General features: G+C 60.4%; 30 protein-coding genes and 1 pseudogene. 17 read left to right on the forward strand and 14 right to left on the reverse strand.

Features of this window, described 5'->3' with window-relative positions:
- Positions 1-124: 124 nt before the first annotated feature.
- Together PDO_RS29435 and PDO_RS27150 are read left to right on the forward strand one after the other, a co-directional pair.
- Positions 125-238 (forward strand): annotated as a pseudogene (locus tag PDO_RS29435) (ATP-binding protein); the annotation flags it as partial.
- Positions 239-292: 54 nt separating this feature from the next.
- The gene (locus PDO_RS27150; RefSeq protein WP_141649893.1) at positions 293-1,246 is read left to right on the forward strand and encodes a response regulator; all 954 of its coding nucleotides are present in this window, start codon (positions 293-295) and stop codon (positions 1,244-1,246) included.
- Positions 1,247-1,248: 2 nt separating this feature from the next.
- Here the strand turns inward: PDO_RS27150 and mnmD are convergent, their stop codons facing one another.
- A complete protein-coding gene (gene mnmD / locus PDO_RS11800) occupies positions 1,249-1,971 on the reverse strand; it encodes a tRNA (5-methylaminomethyl-2-thiouridine)(34)-methyltransferase MnmD (RefSeq protein ID WP_009109713.1) in 723 nt (240 codons plus the stop codon).
- A gap of 3 nt (positions 1,972-1,974) precedes the next feature.
- Between mnmD and PDO_RS11805 the strand changes: the two genes are divergently transcribed.
- The 3 genes from PDO_RS11805 (at position 1,975) to puuE (ending at position 5,055) form a co-directional block, all read left to right on the forward strand.
- On the forward strand, positions 1,975-3,147 hold the full coding sequence (locus PDO_RS11805; RefSeq protein ID WP_009109715.1) for an NAD(P)/FAD-dependent oxidoreductase: 1,173 nt from the start codon (positions 1,975-1,977) through the stop codon (positions 3,145-3,147).
- Positions 3,148-3,326: 179 nt separating this feature from the next.
- On the forward strand, positions 3,327-4,034 hold the full coding sequence (locus PDO_RS11810; protein WP_009109717.1) for a DUF1045 domain-containing protein: 708 nt from the start codon (positions 3,327-3,329) through the stop codon (positions 4,032-4,034).
- Positions 4,035-4,134: 100 nt separating this feature from the next.
- Positions 4,135-5,055 carry an allantoinase PuuE gene (gene puuE / locus PDO_RS11815; RefSeq protein ID WP_009109721.1) on the forward strand — a complete coding sequence of 307 codons (921 nt, stop codon included), beginning with the start codon at positions 4,135-4,137 and terminating at the stop codon, positions 5,053-5,055.
- A 31-nt stretch (positions 5,056-5,086) separates the two neighbouring features.
- Here puuE and PDO_RS11820 read toward each other — a convergent pair whose 3' ends face one another.
- Positions 5,087-5,947: a LysR substrate-binding domain-containing protein gene (locus tag PDO_RS11820; RefSeq protein ID WP_009109723.1), complete on the reverse strand. Its 861-nt coding sequence runs from the start codon at positions 5,945-5,947 to the stop codon at positions 5,087-5,089.
- 131 nt (positions 5,948-6,078) lie between these two features.
- Here PDO_RS11820 and PDO_RS11825 point away from each other — a divergent pair, with 131 nt between their 5' ends.
- Positions 6,079-6,933 carry an urea carboxylase-associated family protein gene (locus PDO_RS11825; protein ID WP_009109725.1) on the forward strand — a complete coding sequence of 285 codons (855 nt, stop codon included), beginning with the start codon at positions 6,079-6,081 and terminating at the stop codon, positions 6,931-6,933.
- 10 nt (positions 6,934-6,943) lie between these two features.
- Here PDO_RS11825 and PDO_RS11830 read toward each other — a convergent pair whose 3' ends face one another.
- On the reverse strand, positions 6,944-8,362 hold the full coding sequence (locus PDO_RS11830) for an MFS transporter (RefSeq protein WP_009109727.1): 1,419 nt from the start codon (positions 8,360-8,362) through the stop codon (positions 6,944-6,946).
- A gap of 68 nt (positions 8,363-8,430) precedes the next feature.
- Here PDO_RS11830 and PDO_RS11835 point away from each other — a divergent pair, with 68 nt between their 5' ends.
- A complete protein-coding gene (locus PDO_RS11835) occupies positions 8,431-8,859 on the forward strand; it encodes a helix-turn-helix domain-containing protein (protein WP_009109729.1) in 429 nt (142 codons plus the stop codon).
- A gap of 66 nt (positions 8,860-8,925) precedes the next feature.
- Here PDO_RS11835 and PDO_RS11840 read toward each other — a convergent pair whose 3' ends face one another.
- On the reverse strand, positions 8,926-9,975 hold the full coding sequence (locus tag PDO_RS11840; protein WP_009109731.1) for an NAD(P)-dependent alcohol dehydrogenase: 1,050 nt from the start codon (positions 9,973-9,975) through the stop codon (positions 8,926-8,928).
- A 242-nt stretch (positions 9,976-10,217) separates the two neighbouring features.
- Here PDO_RS11840 and uraD point away from each other — a divergent pair, with 242 nt between their 5' ends.
- Positions 10,218-10,715 carry a 2-oxo-4-hydroxy-4-carboxy-5-ureidoimidazoline decarboxylase gene (uraD, locus tag PDO_RS11845; RefSeq protein ID WP_009109733.1) on the forward strand — a complete coding sequence of 166 codons (498 nt, stop codon included), beginning with the start codon at positions 10,218-10,220 and terminating at the stop codon, positions 10,713-10,715.
- 1 nt (position 10,716) lies between these two features.
- Positions 10,717-11,739 (forward strand): allantoicase, encoded by a 1,023-nt coding sequence (gene alc, locus PDO_RS11850; protein ID WP_009109735.1) that lies wholly within the window; start codon positions 10,717-10,719, stop codon positions 11,737-11,739.
- Positions 11,740-11,872: 133 nt separating this feature from the next.
- Here the strand turns inward: alc and PDO_RS11855 are convergent, their stop codons facing one another.
- Positions 11,873-12,052 (reverse strand): DUF2735 domain-containing protein, encoded by a 180-nt coding sequence (locus PDO_RS11855; protein WP_009109737.1) that lies wholly within the window; start codon positions 12,050-12,052, stop codon positions 11,873-11,875.
- Between the two features lie 401 nt (positions 12,053-12,453).
- Here PDO_RS11855 and PDO_RS11860 point away from each other — a divergent pair, with 401 nt between their 5' ends.
- From PDO_RS11860 to PDO_RS11885, 6 genes are all read left to right on the forward strand, one after another.
- Positions 12,454-13,488: a glutamine synthetase beta-grasp domain-containing protein gene (locus PDO_RS11860; RefSeq protein ID WP_009109739.1), complete on the forward strand. Its 1,035-nt coding sequence runs from the start codon at positions 12,454-12,456 to the stop codon at positions 13,486-13,488.
- A 145-nt stretch (positions 13,489-13,633) separates the two neighbouring features.
- Positions 13,634-13,927 (forward strand): nucleotidyltransferase family protein, encoded by a 294-nt coding sequence (locus PDO_RS11865; protein WP_037073667.1) that lies wholly within the window; start codon positions 13,634-13,636, stop codon positions 13,925-13,927.
- Positions 13,924-14,286, forward strand: coding sequence for a HepT-like ribonuclease domain-containing protein (locus PDO_RS11870; protein WP_009109744.1), 363 nt, complete (start codon positions 13,924-13,926; stop codon positions 14,284-14,286). The genes PDO_RS11865 and PDO_RS11870 overlap by 4 nt, the downstream gene beginning before the upstream one ends.
- 6 nt (positions 14,287-14,292) lie before the next feature.
- On the forward strand, positions 14,293-14,793 hold the full coding sequence (locus PDO_RS11875) for an ureidoglycolate lyase (RefSeq protein ID WP_009109747.1): 501 nt from the start codon (positions 14,293-14,295) through the stop codon (positions 14,791-14,793).
- Positions 14,790-15,146, forward strand: coding sequence for a hydroxyisourate hydrolase (gene uraH, locus PDO_RS11880; RefSeq protein ID WP_009109750.1), 357 nt, complete (start codon positions 14,790-14,792; stop codon positions 15,144-15,146). Before PDO_RS11875 ends, uraH begins: the two co-directional genes overlap by 4 nt.
- Positions 15,146-15,892, forward strand: a complete 747-nt coding sequence (locus PDO_RS11885) for a metallophosphoesterase family protein (RefSeq protein ID WP_009109752.1) — start codon at positions 15,146-15,148, stop codon at positions 15,890-15,892. The genes uraH and PDO_RS11885 overlap by 1 nt, the downstream gene beginning before the upstream one ends.
- Positions 15,893-15,963: 71 nt before the next feature.
- Here PDO_RS11885 and PDO_RS11890 read toward each other — a convergent pair whose 3' ends face one another.
- From PDO_RS11890 to puuD, 7 genes are all read right to left on the reverse strand, one after another.
- Entirely contained in the window at positions 15,964-17,109 is a 1,146-nt protein-coding gene (locus PDO_RS11890; protein ID WP_009109754.1) for an alpha-hydroxy acid oxidase, read from the reverse strand.
- Positions 17,110-17,240: 131 nt separating this feature from the next.
- Entirely contained in the window at positions 17,241-17,726 is a 486-nt protein-coding gene (locus tag PDO_RS11895) for a hypothetical protein (protein WP_037073669.1), read from the reverse strand.
- 114 nt (positions 17,727-17,840) lie between these two features.
- Positions 17,841-18,425: a TetR/AcrR family transcriptional regulator gene (locus PDO_RS11900; RefSeq protein ID WP_009109758.1), complete on the reverse strand. Its 585-nt coding sequence runs from the start codon at positions 18,423-18,425 to the stop codon at positions 17,841-17,843.
- 80 nt (positions 18,426-18,505) lie between these two features.
- Positions 18,506-18,940 (reverse strand): potassium channel family protein, encoded by a 435-nt coding sequence (locus tag PDO_RS11905; RefSeq protein ID WP_009109761.1) that lies wholly within the window; start codon positions 18,938-18,940, stop codon positions 18,506-18,508.
- A gap of 27 nt (positions 18,941-18,967) precedes the next feature.
- Positions 18,968-19,387, reverse strand: a complete 420-nt coding sequence (locus tag PDO_RS11910) for a hypothetical protein (protein WP_009109763.1) — start codon at positions 19,385-19,387, stop codon at positions 18,968-18,970.
- Between the two features lie 7 nt (positions 19,388-19,394).
- Positions 19,395-20,708 carry a guanine deaminase gene (gene guaD / locus PDO_RS11915; protein WP_009109765.1) on the reverse strand — a complete coding sequence of 438 codons (1,314 nt, stop codon included), beginning with the start codon at positions 20,706-20,708 and terminating at the stop codon, positions 19,395-19,397.
- Positions 20,705-21,940 (reverse strand): urate hydroxylase PuuD, encoded by a 1,236-nt coding sequence (gene puuD / locus PDO_RS11920; RefSeq protein ID WP_009109767.1) that lies wholly within the window; start codon positions 21,938-21,940, stop codon positions 20,705-20,707. Before puuD ends, guaD begins: the two co-directional genes overlap by 4 nt.
- A 235-nt stretch (positions 21,941-22,175) precedes the next feature.
- Between puuD and PDO_RS11925 the strand changes: the two genes are divergently transcribed.
- Positions 22,176-22,508, forward strand: a complete 333-nt coding sequence (locus PDO_RS11925) for a hypothetical protein (RefSeq protein ID WP_009109769.1) — start codon at positions 22,176-22,178, stop codon at positions 22,506-22,508.
- Here the strand turns inward: PDO_RS11925 and PDO_RS11930 are convergent.
- Positions 22,505-23,452, reverse strand: coding sequence for a LysR substrate-binding domain-containing protein (locus tag PDO_RS11930; RefSeq protein WP_009109771.1), 948 nt, complete (start codon positions 23,450-23,452; stop codon positions 22,505-22,507). The two genes, PDO_RS11925 and PDO_RS11930, sit on opposite strands and share 4 nt — an antisense overlap.
- 110 nt (positions 23,453-23,562) lie before the next feature.
- On the opposite strand from PDO_RS11930, the gene PDO_RS11935 reads away from it, so the two are divergent.
- On the forward strand, positions 23,563-23,793 hold the full coding sequence (locus PDO_RS11935) for a hypothetical protein (protein WP_009109773.1): 231 nt from the start codon (positions 23,563-23,565) through the stop codon (positions 23,791-23,793).
- Between the two features lie 71 nt (positions 23,794-23,864).
- Here the strand turns inward: PDO_RS11935 and PDO_RS11940 are convergent.
- On the reverse strand, positions 23,865-24,257 hold a 393-nt coding region (locus PDO_RS11940; RefSeq protein WP_009109775.1), incomplete at its 5' end, for an XdhC family protein.

Genomic DNA, 24,257 nt, shown 5'->3' on the forward strand with positions numbered 1-24,257 from the left:
ATCAAGTTCACCGAAAAGGGCCATGTCCTGATCGATGTTTCGACCCGGCCACTGGGCGGTGGGGAGGAGCATGTTGCAGCTTCGCATCGAGGACACGGGCATCGGCATTGCACCGGACATGCAAATGCAGATCTTCGACAAGTTCTCGCAGGTCGATACGTCCTCGACGCGCCGTCACGAGGGCACGGGTCTTGGCCTTGCGATTACGTCCGGGTTGGTCAATCTGTTCGGTGGCTCGCTTACGCTTCAATCCGAACCCGGTCACGGTTCGATCTTCACTGTCGAGATCCCGATGCAGATCGTTGCCGATCGCAACCGGCAGAAGACCATCCCGCCGAGCGTCAAGGATGCACGGGTGCTGGTAGTTGACGACAATGCCGTCAATCGACGGATCGTCACCGAGCAACTGTCGATCTGGGGCTTCGATGGACTGGCCGTCGAGGACGGGGAAACCGCGCTGAAGATCCTGGCCGAGGCATTCAATACCGGCCTGCATATCGACGTGGTGATCATCGACTATCACATGCCGGTGATGAACGGCATCGATGTGGCGCGGGCAATCCGCAGCGACGGCCGTTTCGATGACCTTGCGCTGATCTTCCTGACATCGATGGATATGGTCGGAGACGACCAGATCTTCCAGAGCCTGAAGGTCCAGGCGCATCTGATGAAGCCGGCTCGCGCCAATCTTCTGAAGGGGGCGATCATCGATGTTGTGCGAGCCGCGCAGATCCACGGCGGCTTGCCGCTGCGGGCGCCGGCAACGCCGCCAGTGCTTCCTGCTTCAAGCCAGCCCAGCGCAGGCCTGGGGGTGGGCGAGGCCGGATACCAGCCGGTGCGTGAGCGGTTGAAGGTTCTGATCGCGGAAGACAATCAGGTCAATCAGATCGTTTTTCGCCAGATTCTCAGCAGCAGCGATATCGATTATCGCATCGTCAGCAATGGCGAGGATGTTCTGAATGCGCTGCATGATACGGGGGCGGATCTGATCCTGATGGATGTCTCGATGCCGGTCATGAACGGGCACCAGACGACCGTGATCATTCGCGCGCAGGAAAGTCGGCGCGGCTTGGGCGAACATGTGCCGATCGTCGGTATCACGGCACATGCGCTGGATAGCGATCGCGAAGCCTGCCTTGCATCCGGCATGGACGATTACCTGTCGAAGCCGATCAGCCCGGAACTGCTGATGCGCAAGATCGAGCAGTGGAGCGCAGGCTTCAGCCGATCGGCGGCCCGGCGCTAACGTCAGGCAGACCGCGTTCCGCACAGCATTTCGCGTTTTCCGGCAAAGCCGGGACGACGCTCGAGGGCGTAGCCTGCGGCGATCAGGTTTCGACGCACGAAACCGGCGGCCGCATAGGTCGCAAAACTTCCGCCCGGCACCGTATGGTCAAACACGCGCTGCATCAGTTCGGCTGACCACATGGCGCTGTTTTTCGACGGTGCGAAACCATCGAGGAACCAGGCGTCAAAAGTGAAGGTGCTGGCGCTCAAGTTTGTAAAAGCATCGCCACAGATGACGCTGAGCGTTGTCTGTTCGTCCAGTTCGACCGTCACCGTGCCGGCCGGTGCCTGCGGCCATTTCGCCACCAGCACCTGCCGTTCCGCATCTATTTCAGGCCAGCGCGACAGTGCCCGGTCGATTTCGTCTGCCTGCATCGGATAGAGTTCGAAGGAGACGAAATGCAGATGGCTGCCGGGCCGGCGATGTTCCTTCCACCGGCGCCAAGTCTCGCAGGCATTGAGGCCGGTGCCGAAACCAAGCTCGCCGATGCGGAACGCCTGCGCCGTCTGCCAACGGGCGGGCAGTCCATTGCCGGCGTGGAAGACATGGCCGCATTCAAGCCGGCCGTCTGTCTGGCAATAAAAGTGATCGCCAAAGGCGGTCGAATAGGGCATATCGCCGTCGTGCCAGGTCAGCGGTTGCGGGGTCTCGCCGGGTTCCGGCGTCATATTGGAATGGGTCATGCAATGTCCGATAAATCGGCTTCGATCTCCGGTCAATTGCAGACCGACCTGCTGATCATCGGCGGCGGCATCATGGGCCTATGGGCAGCCATGCAGGCCGAGCGACGCGGGATCCGGACATTGCTGGTCGATGGCGGACCTTTTGCCGGCGGCGCAAGCGGCGGTCTGCTCGGGGCGCTGATGCCGCATATGCCGGACAAGTGGAACGAAAAGAAGCAGTTGCAGTTCGATGCTTTGCTGTCGCTGGAAGGCGAAATCGCAGCGCTTGAAGCAGACACCGGGCTGTCTGCCGGCTACCGTCGCTCCGGTCGTCTGATCCCGCTGCCTAAACCGCATTTGCGGGCGATTGCCGAGCGGCATTCAGGCGAAGCGCTGAGCAACTGGCATCAAGGTGACGATCAGTTCTTCTGGAATGTCCTTGAATCTTCGCCTTGTGGGGCAGGATGGCCAGCGGATGAGTTTTCGGCCGGCGGACTGGTGCTGGATACATTTGCGGCGCGCGTTTCGCCGCGCGGCTTAACGCGGATGATCGCCGAACGCCTGCGCAAAACGAAATGTGTGCGGGTTGTCGAAGGCTGTGGTGTCGAGCGCATCGACGTTGCCTCAGGGACCGCAACGCTTGGTGACGGTTCGACCATCGCCTTCGGCCATACGGTGATTGCCGCAGGGCACCAGTCCTTTCCCTTGCTGTCATCGTTCGGTCCGAAGCTGGAAAAACCGCTCGGCCAGCCAGTCAAGGGGCAGGCGGCATTGCTGAGGGCGGATGTTTCGCCGGACCTGCCGCTGCTTTATCTGGACGGGCTCTATATCGTGCCGCACGAGGGCGGGCAGCTGGCGATCGGCAGCACCAGCGAGAACTGTTTCGGCGAGCCGTATTCCACGGACGGACTGCTGGACGATCTGCTCGCCCGCGCATGCCAGCTCGCGCCTATGCTGGGCGGTGCCGAGGTGATCGAGCGCTGGGCCGGACTGCGGCCGAAGGCGGTGGATCGCGACCCGATGGTCGGCGTGCATCCCGATGCCGACAGAGTGGTGGCTTTGACCGGCGGTTTCAAGGTCAGCTTCGGGCTCGCGCATGTGCTGGCGGATGCAGCGCTCGATGCGGTCGAAGGCAAGGCGATGTCCCTGCCGGAGAGTTTTTCGCTCGCCCATCATCTGCGCGTGGCCGCTGGCTGAGCCGGTCTTCTGTCCACGCCGAAACCGCAGGGTCATTGGGCGGACCCAGCTTTGCATCGATCAGTAATGATAGGGCGGATGCTTGCACGCTTCGTAATACTGTCACGCAAATCACCTAACCACTGGGTTGCAACGGCACATGCTAATGTGCCTTCAGCGCGCCAGGATGAGGTGATCGCATGCGCTATGCCATATGTTTCACACCGCCTTCCGGGGACCCCTTGACGCTGGCTGCGGCCAGCTGGCTCGGGCGTAACGTCTATTCCGGCTATCCTGTGGATCATCCGGGATTGAAAGGGCTCGGCATCCACGAAATTGCCTTTCATACCGCCATGCCAAGGCGCGTCGGCTTCCATGCAACGTTCAAAGCACCATTCAGGCTGAGCGAGGGCAGCAGCGAAACCGCATTGCTGCGCGAACTGATGCATTTCGCCGGGACAATGGAGCCAGTGGTCCTGGACGGGTTGAATGTCGGTCGGATCGGTGACGTCTACGGCCTGGTGCTGGATCGCCCATGCGCGGAGATTGACTATCTCGCGGCCTCCGTGGTCCAGGCATTTGATGGCTTCCGGGCCCCGCTGACGGAGATGGAAATCGAACGTCGCAACCCGGAGCGTCTGTCGGCGCCGCAATTTTCCAATCTGCACCGTTGGGGCCATGCCTATGTCATGGATGAGTTTCGATTTCATATGACCCTGACCGGGCCACTTCTGGCGCGCGATTTCTCGCGCATCGAACAGGCAATGCGGGCGCATTTCGATCAGTCTCTCAGCGAGCCGGTCGTGGTTTCCAATCTGGCGCTGTTCATTGAGCCGGAGCAGGGCGCTCCGTTCGTCGTGCATTCGCTGCATCCGATGGGCCGGGTGTCCAATCGCAAGACCGCCTGATCCAAGTTGCTGCTGCGCTGCAGCGAGAAACGGTCTTTTGCGTCTCGACAGAAGACCTCCGTCTGCTTAGCCTCATGGCCAAAATAGTAGAGGTGATTTGATGACGGCAGAGACTTATCCGCGCGATCTCGTGGGCTATGGCCGCAATATTCCCGATCCGAAATGGCCGGGTGGCGCGAAGATAGCGGTCCAGTTCGTGCTGAACTACGAGGAAGGCGGCGAAAGCTGCATCCTGGACGGCGATCCGGCCTCGGAAAACCTTCTGTCGGAAATCGTCGGGGCCGCCGCCTGGCCGGGTCAACGCAATCTGAACATGGAATCGATCTACGAATATGGCTCGCGCGCCGGTTTCTGGCGCCTGCACCGGCTGTTCACCGGTCTCAATGTTCCCGTCACGGTCTATGGCGTGACGCTTGCCATGGCGCGCAACCCGGACGCCGTTGCTGCAATGAACGAAGCGGGGTGGGAAATCGCCTCGCACGGTTATCGCTGGCACGAGTACAAGGACTATCCGGAAGACAAGGAACGTCAGCATATTCTCGACGCGGTTCGGGTTCACACCGAAGTCGCTGGCGAGCGCCCCTATGGCATGTACCAGGGCAAACCGTCGGACAATACGCTGAAGCTGGTGATGGAGGAGGGCGGCTTCCTCTATTCCTCCGACAATTATTCCGACGACCTGCCGTTCTGGGTGCCGGATCAGAACGGCAAACCGTTCCTGATTATTCCCTATACGCTCGACACAAACGACATGCGTTTCGCCACGCCGCAGGGCTTCAACTCGGGCGACCAGTTCTTCACCTATCTGAAGGATGCCTTCGACGAGCTTTACCGCGAAGGCCAGGAAGGGCAGGCCAAGATGATGTCGGTCGGCCTGCATTGCCGCCTTGTCGGTCGCCCGGCGCGTATCGCGGCGCTGCGCCGCTTTGTCGACTATGTGCTGTCCCACGAGGATGTCTGGGTGCCGACGCGGCTGGATATTGCCAAACATTGGCATACGCATCACCGACCGGATTGGTGACGAGGCAGTCTGCGCACCTTGGGGCAAAATGTCAGGCTGTTTGGCGCAGCAGATATGCCTGTAACAATCTACCGGATTCGCTGAGGCCCTGTGCCTCCAGCAGCCAGTAGAACTTGTCCTCGTCGATGGCCTGATCGAACAGGACCGTCAGATGGCCGTCGTCGATCTGCTTTGCCACCAGCTCCGTCGGGCAGAGTCCGATGCCAAGCCCTGCCAGGACCGAGCTTACGAGCAGATTGAAATCGGCGAAGATCGGCCCGGTATCGGCCGGCGGTTTCAGGCCTTGCCTGGTCAGCCATGTGCTCCAGGCCGCTTCGGTCTCATCATGCAGCAGATCCGCGGCAAGGAGATCCGACGGTTTGCTGATCGGGCCGACGCGTTGCAGATAATCTGTTGAGCAGGTCGGCCGCGTTGCTGCGCCAAGGATGGCAGTTGCCGGGCGATCTGGTTGCGTGCCGTGGCGGATGAGCAGGTCGGCGCCGGCCTCTTCCGGGGTTCTGGCGCTGAGCGGATAGACAATCGACACCTGGATGTCGGGATGGGCGGCACGGAACGCCGGGAGGCGTGGGGCCAGCCAATGGGTGACCATCGACGGCTGGCAGGCGAGGCTGACGCGCTTCTGGCCTGAGCGGCCCAGCAGGCGCTCGACGGTGATGGCGATATGGCCGAGGCCCTCGCTGCACGCTTCGCCGAGCTCCCGACCCTGTGCCGTCAATTGCACGCCGCGTGGGCGGCGTTCAAAAAGTGGAAGGCCAAGCCAGTCCTCGATGCTCTTGACGTGCTGGCTGACGGCCGCGGCCGACATGCCGAGTTCGTCGCCGGCATGGCGAAAACTCTGCCGCCTGGCGGCGGCCTCGAAGGCGCGAAGAGAGGCGATTGGCGGCAGCTTCATCGTTGCAAGGCTAAGCTACACTTGCTCATAAGGCAAGAAGATACACCGTTGTCAGTCGTGTGTTCCTCGGGCAGTTTCAGCGTCTGTAGAGACCGCGAATGCCTGCATCTCGCCGATACTGGAGTGTCAGAATGTCCCTTGTCCATGTTCCTGTTGCCCCATCTGATGCCGCCGCGCGCCGCGCCGCCAAGCCGGTGGTCGTCTATCCGAACGGTACGCTCAAGGCGCCGGACCTAGGGCTGCTCGAACAGGCCCGAGCCAGCATGGTCAAGATCGATGAGGTGATCGTGCCGCCGCGCGAGGGGCGGGCCTTTTCCGCGCCGAAGGGACATTTTATCCGCATCGTCAGCATGGATGGGCCACAGGTCGGTGATCTCAACCTGTGGAATGCCGATGACCTTTCCGAACGATTTTTCTCGGGCAAGACCCGGGCGCTGCATGCGACGCATGTGACGACCGGCAATCGGCTGTGGAGCACGATGCCCTCGCTGCGCCCGATGGCGACGATCAGCCATGATACGCTCGGCTGGTACGGCTTCGACGAGGATGGCGGGGGCGTGCATGATGTGATCGGCACGCGCTGCGATCCCTATACCAACCGCCTGCTCAGCGGCACGGATTATCATCACTGCTGTCATTCCAATCTCTGCCATGCACTCGCCGAAGCGAAGGGCATCACGACTCGCGAAGCGGAGCCGCATGTGCATGATGTCCTGAACGTCTTCATGTGCACCGGCTTTACCCGCGATACCCAGCAGTATTTCATGAAGGCGAGCCCGGTCAGGCCCGGTGACTATCTGGAACTGTTTGCCGAGATCGATCTGCTCGGCGCTTTGTCCGCCTGCCCGGGCGGCGATTGCAGTGCGACCCATTCCAGCGACACGTCGGCCTGCTATCCGCTGAAGGTCGAGATCTATCGACCCGAAATGGCGCTTCTGCAGGACTGGCCATTCCCGAAGCGCAGCGACTATCAATTGCAGCCATGACGGGCTGTGGTCACTGACTGTTCGCTTTGTCTGTCCCAAATCGGCGGGAGGAGAGCCGGCTGATGACAAGCGCTGCGATCGGCAGCGTGGCGGCCATCAGGGAGGTGGTGGTGAAAGCATTGCCGATCAGGGCGGCTGGTGCATCCGTGATTGGACGATCGCCGAGGGCCATCGAAAACAGCGACGCTATGGCAGATGCTCCAGTGACGAAACCAAGATTGCGCGACAGGCCGAGCAAGCCTGACACGAGACCGCGTCTTTCGTCAGCGACGGTGCCCATCACCATGGTGTTGTTGGCCGCGAGGAACAGCTGGAAGCCGGGTGTCAAAAATACAAGCGCCACGATGTATCCCGGCACGCCGATCAGGCCGGGCAAGAGGGCAAGGCAGACCAGACCGATCACGATCTGCAGCAATGCGGCTGACAGCATGAGTGGCGCCCCGAATCTGTCGGTCAGGCGTCCGGCAGGAATGCCGGCGAAGGCGGCCGTCAGTGGCCCGATTGCCATCACCAGCCCGACCATGGCGTCGTTGAGCCCAAGGCCGAAGGCAAGGAAGAACGGTCCGACGACGAGGGTGGACATCATCACGGTTGCGACCAGGAAATTGGTCGCCAGCGATGGGCCGATGATCGGATCATGCAGCAGCGGAATTGGCACGAGGGGCGAGCCGCAGCGTCGTTCGAACAGGACGAAGGCGAGCATAGCGGCAAGCGCGATCGGCAGTAACAGACGCTGGTCGACGGCAAGGCCTGCCTTCGATCCGCTCATCGCCAGAGAGTAGGTCGTAAGAGACAGGGCAAGCAGGACCATGCCGACGAGGTCGAGGCCTTTCACGGCTCTGCCGGCGGGATTGATATTTCGCGGAACCGAGAATGTCGCGACGATCAGCAGCAAGGCGGCGACGCCTGCGAGCGCGAGGAAGGCTGCGCGCCAGCCGAATGCCACCATCAGAATGCCGCCGAGCGACGGACCGAGGGCCGTGCCGACCGCCGACATTGTTCCGAGCAGGCCCATGGCCGATCCGATGCGTTCCTTGCTAATTGTATCCCGGATGATCGAGACCGGCATCGCCATCAGAGCCGCACCGCCGAGGCCCTGCACCAAACGCGCCGCGATGAGGACGGGAAGGGTCGGAGCGAAGGTGCAGGCGATTGAGGCTAGCGTAAAGACAACAAGTCCCGCAAACAGCGTACGGCCATGGCCGAACAGGTCGCCCAGCCGGCCGGCGACGACGATGCTCGCCGTTACCGCGAGGAGATAGGCAAGAACCACCCATTGAACATCGGCGATCGGTGCGGCGAAACTGCGTGACAGCGGTGGCAGGGCGACGGTTGCGATGCTGATGCCGAGCGACCCGAGCAGCATGGATCCGGCTACGCTTACCAGCACAAATGAGCGGGGCCTAGGCGTGGATGGGAGATGTGTCATGGCAGTTCCTGTTGTCGAGGAGTGGGATGACTGGTAGTCTGCCACTTCAAGTCAACTTGAGGTCAAGGATGAAATTGCTGGATATCGGAATCCTTGCGAAAAAAAGCGGCGTGCCGGCCTCGACGTTGCGCTACTACGAGGAGGTCGGCTTGATCCGCTCGGTGGGACGGCATGGCCTCAGGCGTCAGTTCGAGCCGCAGGCGCTTGTCCAGTTGGCGCTCATCTCGCTTGGCAAAACAGCCGGTTTTTCACTGGAAGACATGAAGGGCATGTTCGGCAAGGATGGTGCGCCGGATCTTCCGCGCGCGGCCCTGCATCTTCGGGCGGACAAGCTCGATATGCAGATCCGGCAACTGACCACCCTGCGCAACGCGCTGCGTCATGTCGCCGAATGCAGGGCGGAATCTCATATGGATTGCCCGAAGTTCCGCCGTCTGTTGCGGGTGTCGTCCCGGGCGACAACGGAGCGTTCGAAAGAGGCAAGGGGCGGGCTCTGAACTGCCCCCGTGTTTGTCAGCCGCGAAGTTCCCCGCCGCGAAAACGGCGGGGAACGGTGTTGCGGCTCAGTCCTTCGAAAGGCTGGCAATGTCGATGACGAAGCGGTAGCGCACATCGCTCTTGATGACGCGTTCATAGGCTTCGTTGATCTGCTGGATGTCGATCATCTCGATTTCCGGCAGGATGTCGTGCTTGCCGCAGAAGTCGAGCATTTCCTGGGTTTCCTTGATCGAGCCGATCGAGGAGCCGGCGAGCGAGCGACGCCCCATGACCAGGGAGAAGGCGTGGACCGGCACCGGGTTTTCCGGCAGGCCGACCAGGACCATGGCGCCGTCGATCTTCAGCAGGCCGAGATAGGCGTTCCAGTCGATCTCGGTGCCGACGGTGCAGACAATCAGGTCAAACGTGCCGGCGAGCTTCTTGAAGGTCTCCTTGTCGGCGGTGGCGTAGTAGTCCTTGGCGCCGAAGGCGATTCCGTCGTCCTTCTTGGACAGGCTCTGGCTGAGCACGGTGACGTCTGCGCCCATGGCGGCTGCGAGCTTGACGCCCATATGGCCGAGGCCGCCCATGCCGACGATTGCGACCTTCTTGCCGGGGCCGGCTTTCCAGTGGACCAGCGGCGAATAGAGCGTGATGCCGGCGCAGAGCAGCGGTGCTGCCTTGTCGAGCGGCAGGTTGGCCGGGATCGACAGGACATAGCCTTCCTTGACGGTGATCGTGTCGGAGTAGCCACCATAAGTCGGTGTCGTGCCATCGGCTTCAAAGCCGTTGTAGGTCGGGACGACGCCCGGCATATACTGTTCGAGATCGACGTCGCGGGTCTCGCAATGCACGCAGCTGTCGACGAAGCAGCCGACGCCGACGTGATCGCCGATCTTGAACTGGGTGACCTTGGAGCCGATGGCCGTGACGACGCCGGCGATTTCATGGCCGGGCACCATCGGGAAGGTGGAGTTGCCCCATTCGTTGCGCGCCTGGTGGATGTCGGAATGGCAGACGCCGGAATACTTGATCGTAATCACCACGTCGTCATCGTTCGGTTCGCGACGTTCGAAGGTGAACGGAACCAAGGGCTTGGAGGCATCGGTTGCGGCATAGCCTTTGGCGATGGGCATGGAATTTCCTTTCGGGGGGAATAAGATTGAGCAAGCGTAACATAGGTCGGTGCGGCAGAGGCGCAAGGCATCGCCCCTTGCGATTTCGATGAAAGTGCTTGTCTTTTTGCAAAGCTCGACAAGCTGTCGGGGCTTCGCTAATCCTTGTCGCCAGATGTGATCCGTCGGTTCAGTCGTGATCGCAGACCTCTCGACGCTTCAGGTATGATCCCGGGCATCTGCATCAGGAAACGAGGTAGAGTATGGACAGAGCGGAATTCGTCGCGCGCTTCGGTGGCGTGTTCGAGCATTCGCCCTTTATTGCCGAGCGCGCCTTCGATGCCGGCTTCATTGCCGGGCCGCTGACGGCAGGCGATGTGCATGACGGGATGGCCGCAATTTTCCGGACGTCCAGCGCTGACGAGCGGCTGGGGGTTCTGCGGGCTCATCCCGATCTTGCCGGAAAGCTGGCGATCGCAGGCGACCTGACCGAGGACAGCCGCAAGGAGCAGGCGGGCGCCGGGCTCGATCGGCTGAGCCCGGACGAACATCAACGATTCACCCAACTCAACACGGCCTATACCGAAAAATTCGGCTTTCCCTTCATCGTTGCGGTGAAGGGATTGAGCAAGGGCGATATCCTCGCCGCTTTCGAAAAGCGAATCGACAACAGCCGCGAACAGGAACTCGACACGGCCTGCCTGCAGGTCGAGAAGATTGCCCGACTTCGCCTTGAAAGCCTTATACCGGAGAATAGCTGACATGCCCGAAATCTCGACCATTGCCTTGCCCGATTTTGCTGCCGGTGCCGTCAATCTCGCCTCGGCGCGGCTCGGCGCAAAGGGTGTTGCCGTTTCCGACGAATTCTTCGCGCCGCTCGACCGCATGCTGAACGATGCGCCAGCGGAGTTCGATCCGAACCTCTACGACGACAACGGCAAGTACATGGATGGCTGGGAAAGCCGGCGCAAGCGCGTGCCCGGTCATGACTGGGCGATCGTGCGGCTCGCCATGCCCGGCCGTATTTTCGGCTTCGATGTGGATACGCGATTCTTTACCGGCAACTATCCGCCGGCCGGCTCGATCGAGGTCGCCTATGTCGAGGATGGCGATCCGACGGAGGCGACGGTGTGGACCGAGGTTTTGGCCAAGTCGCCCCTCGGGCCTTCAGCGCAGCACTTCTTCGTCAATGCCGATCAGGACAAGGTCTGGACGCATCTGCGCCTGCATATCTATCCGGACGGCGGGGTGGCGCGCCTGCGCGTCTATGGTGCTGCTCATTTCGACTGGTCGAAGGTTGAGGCCGACCAGGAGATCGATCTCGCCTATGTCTTCCATGGAGCCAAGTCGCTGGCCTGGTCGGATGCGCACTACGGTCATCCCGACAAGATCCTCGGGCCCGGTCGCGGCGAAAACATGGGCGACGGCTGGGAAACCAAACGACGTCGTGGCCCCGGTCATGACTGGGCGATCATCCGGCTTGGCCATGCGGGCGAGATCAGCCGGGTGCTGATCGACACGCATTTCTTCAAGGGTAATTATCCTGACACGTGCGAACTGCTCGGGGCCTATCTGCCCGAAGCCGGGGATACGTTCAGCGAGGCGGAAATTGCAGCCTCCGAGACGTGGAGCGCGATCCTGCCGCGGCACAAGATGGAGATGGACAAGGAACACGTGTTTGCCGGCGAGGCTATCGCTGCCGTCGGCCCGGTGACGCATGTGCGCCTCGCCATGCATCCGGACGGCGGGGTGATGCGTCTTCGGCTGTTCGGCAAGAAAGCCTAAGGCAGGCGCGATCTCTGGCCGGTGCTTGCACTGGCCATGGCCAGAAACGACAAAGCGGGCACATCGGCCCGCTCGTACGCACACATCAAAAGCCGCTCCTCAACAGGGCGGCTTTTGGCATTTCATGCCATGTCTACTGCTTGCGTGCCTCTTCAGCCTCGCGGATGGCTTCTTCGTGATACCAGCTTGCCGCACCGCTCTCATAAATCACGGGCTTTGCTGCTGTACGCAGACGCATTTCCTCAAGCCTTTGCAGGTTCCGCACCGGGAATTCGTAGATCTTCGCCGATTCCCGAACCACGTTCGTTGTCATGCTACTGCCTCTCGTTTCCACCGAGTGTTCGTCTCGATAACTCCTGCTATCACAGTTCAAACTCATATGCACATGAAAAGTGCATATTGCCTAATTTATAGGCACTAATCGCGTATTTTTCTGGGTGGTCGACAAATCATCATCTGCGCTCATCGTATCCAGGTCTCAACGGAACTCAGTGTGAGCCGTCAGGTTCCGATAGATTGAGGGTTAACTGTTAAAGAATGATCTGATTTGTTTGCTGATTTGACGCGCATCTGCGGCAAAATGCATCAGTTGTGTGACACTCCCGGCAAGTTGGCACGCTTCCTGCTTTTATCTATTCGACTCGCCGGGCAGCCGGAGAATCACCCCCTCTGTATGCGCTCTTTGGCGAGCGCTTGACTGAAGAGAGACGATCAATGACGAAGTTCAAGCTCGAGTATATCTGGCTCGATGGCTACAAGCCGGTGCCGAACCTGCGTGGCAAAACGCAGATCAAAGAATTCAACGAATTTCCGACCCTGGACCAGCTGCCGCTGTGGGGCTTCGATGGCTCGTCGACGATGCAGGCCGAAGGCCATAGCTCCGACTGCGTTCTGAAGCCGGTCGCAATCTATCCGGATCCGGCCCGCACCAACGGTGCGCTGGTCATGTGTGAAGTCATGATGCCGGACGGCGTCACCCCGCACTCGACCAACAGCCGTGCGACGATTCTCGACGACGAAGGCACCTGGTTCGGCTTCGAACAGGAATATTTCCTCTACCAGGACGGCCGTCCGCTCGGCTTCCCGGAAAACGGCTTCCCGGCTCCGCAGGGTCCGTATTACACCGGCGTCGGCTACAAGAATGTTGGCGAAATCGCACGCGAAATCGTCGAAGAACATCTCGACCTGTGCCTCGAAGCCGGCATCAACCATGAAGGCATCAATGCCGAAGTGGCCAAGGGTCAGTGGGAATTCCAGGTTTTCGGCAAGGGCTCCAAGCGCGCCGCCGACGAAATCTGGATCGCTCGCTACCTGCTTCTCCGCCTCTGCGAAAAGTACGGCGTCGACGTCGAATTCCATTGCAAGCCGCTCGGCGATACCGACTGGAACGGTTCGGGCATGCACTGCAACTTCTCGACCAAGTTCATGCGCGAAGTGGGCGGCAAGGAATATTTCGAAGCCCTCATGGCTGCTTTCGCCAAGAACTGGAAAGAGCACATCGACGTTTACGGCCCGGACAACCATCTGCGTCTGACCGGCAAGCACGAGACCGCTCCGTGGAACAAGTTCTCCTACGGTATTGCTGACCGTGGCGCTTCGATCCGCGTTCCGCATTCTTTCGCCAACAACGGCTATAAGGGCTATCTCGAAGATCGCCGCCCGAACAGCCAGGGCTGCCCGTACCAGATCGCTTCGCGCGTTCTGGCGACGATTGCCGAAGTTCCGGTGGCTGCTTCGGCTGCTGCCTGATCCATTTCGGTTCGTGATTGAAACAGCGCCGGCGATCTTCGCCGGCGCTGTTTTCGTTTCCGGCAGGGGTGCAAGGTGTGCGAACCGTCCACGCTTTCTCCGCTGTGACGATTGCTCTATATTGAGAGGGCAAGGGAGAATGGTCATGCGTCCGTCCGAGATGCTGGAGAAAAATCGGGAAGCGATCCGCGAGGCGACGAAACGCAACAACGCTACAAATCCGCGTGTGTTCGGGTCGGTTGCGCGCGGCGAGGATCGCGCCGACAGCGACATCGACATTCTGGTGGACACGCTCCCGGGCACGACGCTGTTTGATCTTGGTGGGCTGCAGTTTGAGCTGGAACAGTTGATGAAGCCGACCTCCATCCATCTGCTGGTTCCTGGAGACTTTCCAGACTCCGTGCGCCAGAGTGTGCTTGCGGAGGCGCGCGCGATATGACGCAAGAGCGCCTTATCGCCAATCTCGATGAAATGGAGCAGATTGCAAGGGAGACTGCTGGGTTCGTGGCCGGCGCCACATTCGAAAGCTTCATGACTGACTTGTTGATGCAGCGCGCGCTCGGGATGAACCTCCTGATGATCGGCGAGGCTGCAAGCCGGCTTGTCGAAGAAAGCCCAGACTTCGTCACCGACCATCCCGAGGTGCCTTGGCAGAAAATTCGTGGGATGCGTCACCGGATTGCCCACAATTATTTTCGTATTGATCTCGAAACGATATGGTCAACAGCGACATCTGCCGTGCCGGATCTTCTCAAGCTCATTGTGGAAATCCGTAACCCGAGAATGCAGGGAGAATAAACGCGCGTGCCCAGTATCCTTTCCATCCAGCCACTGACGGCTGAGGCATTCGAGCCATTCGGCGAGGTGATCGAAGCCACTCCTTCCAGCATGCGGCTTATCAATGGCGGTACGACCGAGCGGTTTCACGCGCTATCGTCGCCGGAGGTGATCGGCGAGGGCGCGCGTGTCATTCTCAATATCTTTCGCGGGCAGCCGCGTGCCTTTCCCTATGCGGTCGGCATGATGGAGAGGCATCCGCTGGGCAGCCAGAGTTTCACGCCTTTGTCGGGCCGGCCATTCCTGGTTGCGGTGTCGGTTGATGAGGGTGGGCAGCCGGGGCGCCCGCAGGTGTTTTATGCGCAAGCCCATCAAGGTGTAAACTACCGGTGCAATGTCTGGCATCATCCCCTTATGACAATCGACGAGGCCAGCGATTTTCTGGTTGCCGATCGCGACGGGCCGGGGAACAATCTCGAGGAATACTTCTTCGTCCATCCCTTCGTGATTCTGGAGCCTCGCCCATGACTGGCCTTACCACCCATGTGCTCGATACTGCGCTTGGCAAACCTGCCCAAGGGTTGAAAATCCACCTGATGCGCATGGGGGGCGATGAGGCGGAGCTGGTGAAAACCGTGTTCACCAATGATGACGGCCGGGTCGATGGCGGACCCATTCTTGCGGGAGACGAATTCCAGGCCGGGCAATACGAACTGCTGTTTCACGCCGGCGACTATTTGAAAGCCAGAGGCTTTGCGCTGGCCGATCCGCTGTTCCTCGATGTTATCCCGATCCGGTTCGGCATATCCGACACCACGGCGCACTATCATGTGCCGTTGCTGCTTTCTCCTTATGGTTATTCGACATACAGGGGAAGCTGATGCGTTTTGCAGCAATCGCCGACGTGCACGGCAACTGCCTTGCCCTTGAAGCCGTCCTTGCCGATATCGCGGCGCAAGGCGTCGAGACGGGCGATATCGTCAATCTCGGTGACAGTCTGTCGGGACCGCTGGAAGCCGGACGTACCGCCGACCGCCTGGTCGGACTTGGGTTGACGACGGTCTGTGGCAATCACGACCGGTATCTGATCGAACATGCGGCCGGCGACATGCATAGCTGGGAAGCGGATGCCTATGCGCAGCTCTCTCCTGAGCATCTCGACTGGTTGCGAGAGTTGCCGTTCTCGCGCGTCTTTCGCGACGAGATCTTTCTGTGCCATGCGACACCGACAAGTGACAATGTTTACTGGCTTGAAGCGGTGAGCGAGCAGGGCCATGTGCATCTGCGACCGAAAGCCGAGATCGAGGCTTTTGCCGAGGGTGTGCGTCAGCCGCTTATTCTCTGCGGCCATTCTCATATCCCCCGGGCGGTGCGGTTGACGGATGGGCGGTTGATCGTCAATCCCGGCAGCATCGGCGGTCCGGGCTATGACGATGACACTCCGTATTTTCACAAGGTCGAGACGGGCACGCCGCTGGCGTCCTACGCGATCTTGGAGAAGACGTCAGCCGGTTGGTCAGTCAGTTTCCGGCTGGTGCCTTATGACAACATGGCGATGTCGCGGCTGGCCGCCGAGAAGGGGCGCGCCGATTGGTCTGTGGCCCTGGCCGGCGGTTGGCTGGATTGACGGCAGAAGGCGCCTGAGCGACAGGCGTGTTGGTCAACAGGCGCCTTGCTCAACCAAGTGAGGCCGAGCCTTCAGAACGGGCTTTCGGCGATGATATTCCGGTCAACATCGGCGAGGTGACGCTTGCCACACAGCGCCATGGTGACATCCATTTCCTTCTGGATAATCTCCAATGCCTTGGTGACGCCCTGCTTGCCCATGGCGCCCAGGCCGTAAAGAAACGGGCGGCCGATATAGGTGCCCTTGGCGCCAAGCGCGATCGCCTTCAGCACGTCCTGGCCTGAGCGGATGCCGCCATCCAGATGCACTTCGATCTGGTCGCCGACGGCATCGACGATGCGCGGCAGCATGGCGATGGAGGAATGGGCGCTGTCGAGTTGGCGTCCGCCATGGTTCGAGACGATGATGGCATCTGCGCCGGTCTTCGCGGCCATCTGTGCGTCTTCGACATCCAGGATGCCCTTGATGATCAGCTTGCCGCCCCAACGCTCCTTGATCCAGGCGACATCGTCCCAGGAGAGCTTGGGGTCGAACTGTTCGTTTGTCCAGGCACCGAGCGAGGCGAGGTCGGAGACGTTCTTGGCATGGCCATGGATGTTGCGGAACGTGCGGCGCTGGGTGTGCAGCATGTCCCAGCACCAGCGCGGCCGCATGGCCATCTGGAAAAGATGTTTCGGCGTCAGGCGCGGCGGGGCCGACAGGCTGTTGCGAATGTCCTTGTGACGCTGGCCGAGAATCTGCAGGTCGGCGGTCAGAACGAGAGCCGAGCACTTGGCGGCGCGGGCGCGCTCGATCAGGTTTATCACGAAATCGCGGTCGCGCATTACATAGAGCTGGAACCAGAAGGGGCGCCTCGTCACCGAGGCAACATCCTCGATCGAGCAGATGCTCATGGTCGACAGGGTGAAAGGAACCCCGAATTCCTCTGCTGCCTGGGCCGCCAGCATTTCGCCGTCGGCATGCTGCATGCCGGTCAGGCCCGTCGGAGAAAGGGCCACCGGCATCGTCACTTTCTCGCCGATCATCGTCGTTTCCAGCGACCGATTGCTCATGTCGACCAGAACGCGCTGGCGCAGCTTTATCCGCGCATAGTCGCTCTCGTTCGCCCGGTAGGTCGATTCCGTATAGGAACCGCTGTCGGCATAGTCGAAGAATAGTTTTGGCACGCGCTTGCGCGCCAGCTTCTTCAGGTCGGCGATTTCGAGGATCGGTGCCATGCTCTGGTTCTCCGGAATGTTCCTGGTTCCGCCATATCATGGCAATGGGGCGGCTGTGAACAGGGATGAGCTCAACAGGTAAAATAATTTTACCTGTCGATATGGAGCCTTGCTTTCAGTCGCTGCGGAGATCAGGCCGGCCGGGAGCCCTGGCGGCGCAAGCGAACCATCTGGACGGTCAGTCCGACGACCAAGAGCACCGCGAGGGCGGCCTGGGCGCCCAAGAGGATGGGTGAATTCAGATCGGTGACAAAAGGGTTGCCGTCGGGTACGCGACGCAGGGTTTCGCTGACGGCGGGGACCATCAGCAGGAATGCCGTCAGGCTGAGGAAGATCGTTTCCAGATAGCGCGCCGCCCGTCCCAAGGCCGTCACATGGCCGACCCCATAGCCGGCAAGCAGGAGACATAGCGTGACCGCGCCGATGATTGGGCTTGCCGCCTGATGCGCAACGAGGAAAACGGTCAGGGAGCCGATCAGCATCGAGATGAAATAGAACGCGCCAGCCGTGGTGCGGGCAGCGATGCGTCCGTAGCGGGCGAACATGTAGATGGCAAGCGGAATGGCCGGCAAGCTGCCGAGTGTATGAAGCCATCCGAGGGGCGAGATTCCGAACATGTGCATTTCCTTTGTCTGCGTGCCGCTCCTCCATAAGGACATGAGCGATATCTCGTTGAGTCTATCTACTAATTGGTAGGTTTTGTAGGTGTTTGATGAATGTCTCCGACACGTTCAGGCTTTACCCGACAGGCGTTGCAGGATTGTCCCCTTTACGGTGCTGAAGATCTCGGGACTGCCATAGGCGCGGGCGGACAGCATGGCCCCATGAACGGTGGCAAGAAAGGCTTCCGCCTCGGCCTCGGGCGAAGCACTTAGGACGAGGACGTTTTCCGCTACGCCGCGCTGCATGGCGCGCGTCAGCCAGGCCGATAGGGTACGGAAGTGCGCCTTCACCTCATGGTGGACTTCTTCCGGCAAAAGCTGTGCTTCACCGGCCAACAGCGCGCAGACACAGAAGGGTGCGCTATTGTCCAGAATGCAGGCTTCCCAATAGCCGAGATAGGCGCGCAATTGCCCCAGCGGATCCGCGACATTGTGCTCCAGTTTCACCAAGCCTGCCTCGGCCTCCTGCCGATAGCGGGCCACAAGCGTGCGGACCAGATCGGCCTTGCTCGGGAAATGATGATGGATGCTGGCATTGCGAATGCCGACGACCTTGGCGATGTCGGCATAACTGAACCCGTTGTAGCCGCCAGCGACAATCAGGGTGCGCGCGCAATGCAGAATTTGATCCGAGGTGCTGGAAAGATTGCTCATGGATTTGCCTACCAACTAGTAGGTAAATTGTCAAGCTGCGGCGTCCGCGGCTTGGCGAGGCCCGAAGTCTGGCGGTTTTCTCAGAAATGTTCGCCCGAACGGAACGGCCCGACGCGGATGCCGGCGGCGATCAGGTAGGCAGTCGACCAGCCGATCAGCAGGAAGCCGTTGACGCCTTCAAGTGCTGCCAGCATGCGCCATTCCGGATGCGGCACCACATCGCCAAAGCCGACGGTGGAGAATGTGGTGGTGGAGAAATAAAGCGCGGTCTCGAAATCATCAACGACGCCGATCAGGGTGAAGCCCGCCGCCCAGAGCCAGACCTCGGCGGTCAGCACACCAAAGACGCCGATAACCACGGTGTTCATGGCAAGCATGCGGCTGCGATGGCCATGCAGGCGGATGCGATCGGTGACAAAGCTCATCGCGTGGGTCACCGCGATCAGCCCGATCGTGTGGATCACCACCGTCAGCGAGATCATCAGCGTTCCAAGCGCGAGGTTGATGGCCAGCATGCAAGGTTCTCCGGATGTTTGCGGTTTTCAGCGCAGTTCCTTGCGTATCACGAATTTCAGTCCGGACCAGATCTCGGTCAGCGCGCAGACCTTCACGTCGACCAGGCCGATCGGCAGGAAGACGGTGCGTAGCACGTCCTCGGTGATGGTGGTCGGGACTTTTGAGGCCTTTTTCGGCCAGGAGATCCACAACATGCCGGTCGGCTTCAGCATAACCTTCAGTTGCCCGGCATGGCCTTCAAGCCTTCCACGGTCCGTCTCGAACACGTGAATATAGTCGAGTTGTGTGCCTGCTGCCTGATCGAGATCCCCGGCATGGCGGGCATCCGGCAGTTCGGCTGCGAGATAGGCGAGGTCGTCGGGCAGTGCGACGAAAAGGGCAGCAAATTCCGGCTTTAATCCGAGTTTCTTCGGAAGAGGGGTGCCGGAATAGCCGCTTTCGCTCATCTGATCCTCACGCCGCTGCCTCCGGCTTCGACGCCTTGCCGGCGACATAGGTTTCGACCACCGAACGGTCATCTCCCAGCGTCTGCAACAGGAACAGTTCCTCGCTGAGCGAGGTGATCGTTTCCATGCGCAGCCGCATGGCGGGCGTTGCGGCTGCGTTGAGAATGACGAGGTCGGCGTCGGTGCCCGGATCCAGCGTGCCGATGCGGCCCGCTAGGTCGAGGGCGACGGCGTTACCGAGCGTCATGTGATAGAAACTTTCGAGTGGGTTCAGCCGCTCGCCGAGCAATTGCTGGATCTTGTAGGCCTCATCCATGGTCTTCAACATCGAATAGCTCGAGCCGCCGCCGATATCGGTGGCAACCGCGACGGTCACCGGCTTTTCACGGCGCTGGATCGCCTTCAGGGAAAACAGGCCCGAGCCGAGGAAGAGGTTGGAGGTCGGGCAATGGACCGCGACCGCCCCGCTGTCGGCCATGGCATCGGCCTCGCGCTCGGAGAGATGGATGGCGTGGCCGAACAGGGCCTTTTTGCGCAGCAGGCCGTAGCGAGCATAGATGTCGGTATAGTCGATGGCGTCGGGAAAGAGTTCGCAGGTGTAGCGGATTTCGTCGTGGTTTTCAGACAGATGCGTCTGGATGTGCAGGTCGGGGAACTCTTCCGCCAGCCTCTGCGTCATCGCCATCTGTTCCGGCGTCGAGGTGATGGCGAAGCGCGGGGTGATGGCGACATGGTTGCGGCCCTTGCCGTGCCAGTCCTCGATCACGGCGCGGGTCTCGTCATAACCGAGCTGCGGCGTGTCGAGCAGTCCCTGCGGGGCATTGCGGTCCATCATCACCTTGCCGCCGATCATCAGCGTGCCGCGCTTCAGGCTTTCGGCAAAGAAGGCGTCGGCGGAGGCCTTGTGCACGGAGCAATAGGCAACGGCCGTGGTCGTGCCGTTGCGCAGGAATTCGTCGAAGAAATGGGTGGCGATGCGCTGCGCATGCGCGCTTTCGACGAAGCGGCATTCCTCGGGGAAGGTGTAGGTGTTCAGCCATTCCAGCAGGTTGGCGGCATAGGAGGCGATCACCTGCATCTGCGGGAAATGCACATGGCAGTCGATCAGGCCGGGCAGGATGAGATGCGGGCGATGGTCGATTTCGGTGGCGTCCACGGCAGCCTTTTCCCGGACATCCGCATAGTTGCCGATGGCGGCAATCAGGCCGTCTCTGACCAGCACGGCGCCGTCGCCTTCATAGAGATAACTCTCGCTATCGGCGGCATGCTCAGGGGCACGGCGAAAGGAGAGGAGGCGGCCGCGGATCAGTGTTTCAGTCATTTCGTCTTGCCTTCGACCGCCGTCTCGAACCAGGCGACGAGCAGGGTGCGTTCCTTGTTCGAAAGATCGGTGATGTTGCCAGGCGGCATGGCATGGCTGCGGCCGGCCTGGATGTAGATTTCGCGAGCATGGGCGGCGATCTCGCCATCGGTCTCGAGTTTCACGCTCTTTGGCGCACGCACGACACCTTCCCAGACTGGTTCGGCGGCATGGCACATGGAGCAGCGGCTTTGTACGACGTCACGTACGGCGGAAAAATGCACGTTTTCGACAAAGGTCTTTTCCCGTGCGGAGAGCGAGACTTCGGTTTCACCGGTCAGCACCTTGGGCACGGTCGACAGCCAGATGATGACGATGAAGATCAGCACGGTGACCAGCCAGGTCCAGGTCGGCTGGCCTTTACGGGCATGGGTGGTGTTGAACCAATGGCGGATGGTCACGCCCATCAGGAAGACGAGGGCCGCGATGATCCAGTTGAACTGGGTGGCAAAGGCCAGCGGATAGTGGTTCGACAGCATGAAGAAGATGACGGGCAAGGTCAGGTAGTTGTTATGCAGCGAGCGTTGCTTGGCGATCATGCCGTATTTCGCATCCGGAGTGCGCCCCGCCAGTAGGTCTGCCACGACGATCTTCTGGTTCGGAATGATGATCATGAAGACATTGGCCGACATGATCGTCGCGGTGAAGGCGCCGAGATGCAGGAAGGCCGCGCGGCCGGTGAAGATCTGGGTATAGCCCCAGGCCATGGCGACCAGCACGATATAGAGGAAGACCATCAGGCCCCAGGTGTTCTTGCCGAGCGGTGACTTGCAGAGCAGGTCGTAGCAGACCCAGCCGACGCCGAGCGAGGCAAGCGACAGACAGATCGCCTGCCATGGTTCGATGTCGAGCACGGTGCGGTCGATGAGGAAGAGATCGGCGCCGCCATAATAGACAACGGCCAAAAGGGCAAAGCCGGAGAGCCAGGTGGCATAGCTTTCCCATTTGAACCAGGTGAGATGCTCAGGCATCGAGGCCGGCGCAACCAGGTATTTCTGCACATGGTAGAAGCCGCCGCCATGCACCTGCCATTCCTCGCCATTGACGCCGGGCGGGAAACCCGGGAGTTTCACCAGGCCGAGATCCAGCGCGATGAAATAGAAGGACGAGCCGATCCAGGCGATGGCGGTGATCACATGCAGCCAGCGCACCGCAAACGACAGCCATTCCCAGGCGATGGCGAATTCATACATGCAAAGTCCCTTTCTTCCCCGAACGAGATACCTTGCAAAAACTTTGGGATGAAGGAAAGGGCGCAGGAGAGCCCGAAGGTATTTTGTACAGGGCTTTTGTGCGGCGCACCAAATGCCACCTGTTATTTTCTGCATTAGTCCTAATATGACGATTCTGTTACGTTCTATACGTGATGCCGCCGGAACGGGTGGTTCGCGTCGAACCGGCGGCTTTTCCCCAACTGGAGATCAGCTGATGCGCAGTATCCTGACAGGTATTCTGGTTGCGTATGCGTCTTGCGTTCATGCCCATGATTCAAAGAGCGGTTGGAGCTACGACGCCTTCTGCTGCAATGGCAACGAGCATACTGGCGATTGCCAGATGATCCCCTCGCAGAGCGTCAAGGTGATCAAGGACGGCTATCAGCTGACGCTGACGCCGGGAGACCACAGGCTGGTCACGCGCCAGCATGTGTTCAACTTTCCGCAAACCACGACACGGCGGTCCGAAGACAGCGAGTATCACCTGTGCCTGTTTCCCGACGAGAACACGCCGCGCTGTTTTTATGCGCCGGACATGTCGTTCTAAGCCTGCGGTATCGGGAGCGGTGGTGCCAGCGGTGGTGGAAGCGTTGCGGCCATCTCGTCATTGCCGAGCGTCCGGTCGATCCAGGTTTGAAAGGCGCGGATCTTTGGTGAGTTGCGCCGTGCATGCGGATAGACCATCCAGATGGGAGCGTGTGCCGCGCAGGCGAGCGGAAAAGGTTGAAGCAGGCGGCCCGAGGCCAGTTCCTCACGGAAGAAGAAGGGGCTGATAATGGCCACGCCCTGTCCGGCGATCGCAGCGCTCGCTTCCAGATCCTGCGCCTCGAACGTGTTCATGCTGTTGCCCTTGAGTGCAAGGTTCTGGACGCCCGCTGCGCTGAACCATTCCTTCCACCAATGATCATCCGGGCTGATGATCGGCAATTTCATCAGGTCTGACGGCTGGTGAACGCCGCCGATGCTGTCGGCGAGCTTCGGGCTGAGCATGGGCGTGAACGTCGCGCGGATCAGTTGGTGACTGACAAGGCCCGGCCATGGCCCGTCACCCCAACGGATCGCGATATCGGCGCCATCGCGAGCGAAATCGGTCATCTTGTTGACGCGCAGCAGGCGAACGGCAATGTTCGAATGGTCGAGTTGAAACGATCCCAGATGTTTTGCCAGCCATTGGGTGGCGAAGGTCGGGATCGAGTGGATCTCCAGCGTTTCGCCTGAGGCGTGGCGGGCCGATGCGACCGCGTCGACCATCAAGCCAAAGGCCTCGCTGACCTTTGGCAGCAGCCTTGCACCCGTATCGGTCAACTCGATCTGCCGCGGTTTGCGCAGGAACAGCGTCTCGCCGATATTGTCCTCCAGCAGCTTGATCTGATAGCTGACTGCCGTCTGGGTCATGCCGAGTTCTTCTCCGGCACGGGTAAAGCTGCCCAGCCGGCCCACCGCCTCGAAGACGCGCAGGGCATTGAGCGGGAACTGCTTCGACAGTTTCATGGATAAGTTCTCTTCATGAGCCGGCGCTGGAATTGAATTGGATCTGCGCTGCAGCTACCGCCATTCTGCACCCAATGCAGCCGTGAATGCAACGGTGTATGGAGGCAAGGATGACATCGATAATCAAGTCCCAATGGCTGTTCGTCAGCACATCTTTTGCCGGCTTGCGGCGGGCGGTGCGCCGCATTCTGGCAACCGATCACATGGCGGTCGACAGCCTGCCGGAGGCCCTGCGGCAAGATATCGGCCTGGAGGAAGGGCGGCCGTCAATGAACCGTTCAAAGGCCTTCTGGTCGGCAAATCGTCGCCTGGTCGATACGATCAGGACCGGACCGCTGTGATGTAATGTCAGTCTATTCAGTGGTTTGACGGGAAACGTTCTGATTGTGATTCGAGCGCTTGATGTGATGATTCAGCCTAGCAGGGTCGACAGGAGTTCAGCCGTCACCATGGCTGCAATCACCGGCGGTCTCTTGTCCTTGACGGCGCTGCCGCCGATCGGCAGGACGAGCCGCTCGAGGTTTGCAGCGTCGGCGCCCTCGCGTATCAGCCAGCGGGAGAAGGTAGCGCGTTTGGTCGCCGAACCGATCATGCCGACATAGCGCAGATCGGGACGGGCGAGCGCCTGTTTGGCGATCAGGAAATCCAATGCGTGATCATGGGTGAGGATGACCGCAGCACCTCCTTCGCCAAGCCTGGCGATTTCCGCTTCTGGCATGGCAACACGGCGAAACGCGATACCTTCGGGCAGGTGGCCATCGATATGCGCGCGGGTGTCGATCAGCGTGACATTGAACGGAAGGGC

It is taken from the genome of Rhizobium sp. PDO1-076 (assembly GCF_000247475.1).
GTDB lineage: Bacteria > Pseudomonadota > Alphaproteobacteria > Rhizobiales > Rhizobiaceae > Allorhizobium.

Coding starts and splice junctions, on each gene's coding strand:
- PDO_RS11925 (WP_009109769.1), top strand. CDS start 22,176: ATGCGCAGTATCCTGACAGGTATTCTGGTTGCGTATGCGTCTTGCGTT.
- PDO_RS11930 (WP_009109771.1), bottom strand. CDS start 23,452: ATGAAACTGTCGAAGCAGTTCCCGCTCAATGCCCTGCGCGTCTTCGAG.
- PDO_RS11900 (WP_009109758.1), bottom strand. CDS start 18,425: ATGAGCAATCTTTCCAGCACCTCGGATCAAATTCTGCATTGCGCGCGC.
- PDO_RS11810 (WP_009109717.1), top strand. CDS start 3,327: ATGCGCTATGCCATATGTTTCACACCGCCTTCCGGGGACCCCTTGACG.
- PDO_RS11865 (WP_037073667.1), top strand. CDS start 13,634: ATGCGTCCGTCCGAGATGCTGGAGAAAAATCGGGAAGCGATCCGCGAG.
- PDO_RS11890 (WP_009109754.1), bottom strand. CDS start 17,109: ATGGCACCGATCCTCGAAATCGCCGACCTGAAGAAGCTGGCGCGCAAG.
- puuD (WP_009109767.1), bottom strand. CDS start 21,940: ATGTATGAATTCGCCATCGCCTGGGAATGGCTGTCGTTTGCGGTGCGC.
- PDO_RS11830 (WP_009109727.1), bottom strand. CDS start 8,362: ATGACACATCTCCCATCCACGCCTAGGCCCCGCTCATTTGTGCTGGTA.
- mnmD (WP_009109713.1), bottom strand. CDS start 1,971: ATGACCCATTCCAATATGACGCCGGAACCCGGCGAGACCCCGCAACCG.
- PDO_RS11855 (WP_009109737.1), bottom strand. CDS start 12,052: ATGACAACGAACGTGGTTCGGGAATCGGCGAAGATCTACGAATTCCCG.
- PDO_RS11840 (WP_009109731.1), bottom strand. CDS start 9,975: ATGCCCATCGCCAAAGGCTATGCCGCAACCGATGCCTCCAAGCCCTTG.
- PDO_RS11895 (WP_037073669.1), bottom strand. CDS start 17,726: ATGTTCGGAATCTCGCCCCTCGGATGGCTTCATACACTCGGCAGCTTG.
- guaD (WP_009109765.1), bottom strand. CDS start 20,708: ATGACTGAAACACTGATCCGCGGCCGCCTCCTCTCCTTTCGCCGTGCC.
- PDO_RS11870 (WP_009109744.1), top strand. CDS start 13,924: ATGACGCAAGAGCGCCTTATCGCCAATCTCGATGAAATGGAGCAGATT.
- uraH (WP_009109750.1), top strand. CDS start 14,790: ATGACTGGCCTTACCACCCATGTGCTCGATACTGCGCTTGGCAAACCT.
- PDO_RS27150 (WP_141649893.1), top strand. CDS start 293: ATGCAGATCGTTGCCGATCGCAACCGGCAGAAGACCATCCCGCCGAGC.
- PDO_RS11805 (WP_009109715.1), top strand. CDS start 1,975: ATGTCCGATAAATCGGCTTCGATCTCCGGTCAATTGCAGACCGACCTG.
- PDO_RS11905 (WP_009109761.1), bottom strand. CDS start 18,940: ATGCTGGCCATCAACCTCGCGCTTGGAACGCTGATGATCTCGCTGACG.
- PDO_RS11885 (WP_009109752.1), top strand. CDS start 15,146: ATGCGTTTTGCAGCAATCGCCGACGTGCACGGCAACTGCCTTGCCCTT.
- puuE (WP_009109721.1), top strand. CDS start 4,135: ATGACGGCAGAGACTTATCCGCGCGATCTCGTGGGCTATGGCCGCAAT.
- PDO_RS11820 (WP_009109723.1), bottom strand. CDS start 5,947: ATGAAGCTGCCGCCAATCGCCTCTCTTCGCGCCTTCGAGGCCGCCGCC.
- PDO_RS11825 (WP_009109725.1), top strand. CDS start 6,079: ATGTCCCTTGTCCATGTTCCTGTTGCCCCATCTGATGCCGCCGCGCGC.
- alc (WP_009109735.1), top strand. CDS start 10,717: ATGCCCGAAATCTCGACCATTGCCTTGCCCGATTTTGCTGCCGGTGCC.
- PDO_RS11910 (WP_009109763.1), bottom strand. CDS start 19,387: ATGAGCGAAAGCGGCTATTCCGGCACCCCTCTTCCGAAGAAACTCGGA.
- PDO_RS11860 (WP_009109739.1), top strand. CDS start 12,454: ATGACGAAGTTCAAGCTCGAGTATATCTGGCTCGATGGCTACAAGCCG.
- uraD (WP_009109733.1), top strand. CDS start 10,218: ATGGACAGAGCGGAATTCGTCGCGCGCTTCGGTGGCGTGTTCGAGCAT.
- PDO_RS11935 (WP_009109773.1), top strand. CDS start 23,563: ATGACATCGATAATCAAGTCCCAATGGCTGTTCGTCAGCACATCTTTT.
- PDO_RS11835 (WP_009109729.1), top strand. CDS start 8,431: ATGAAATTGCTGGATATCGGAATCCTTGCGAAAAAAAGCGGCGTGCCG.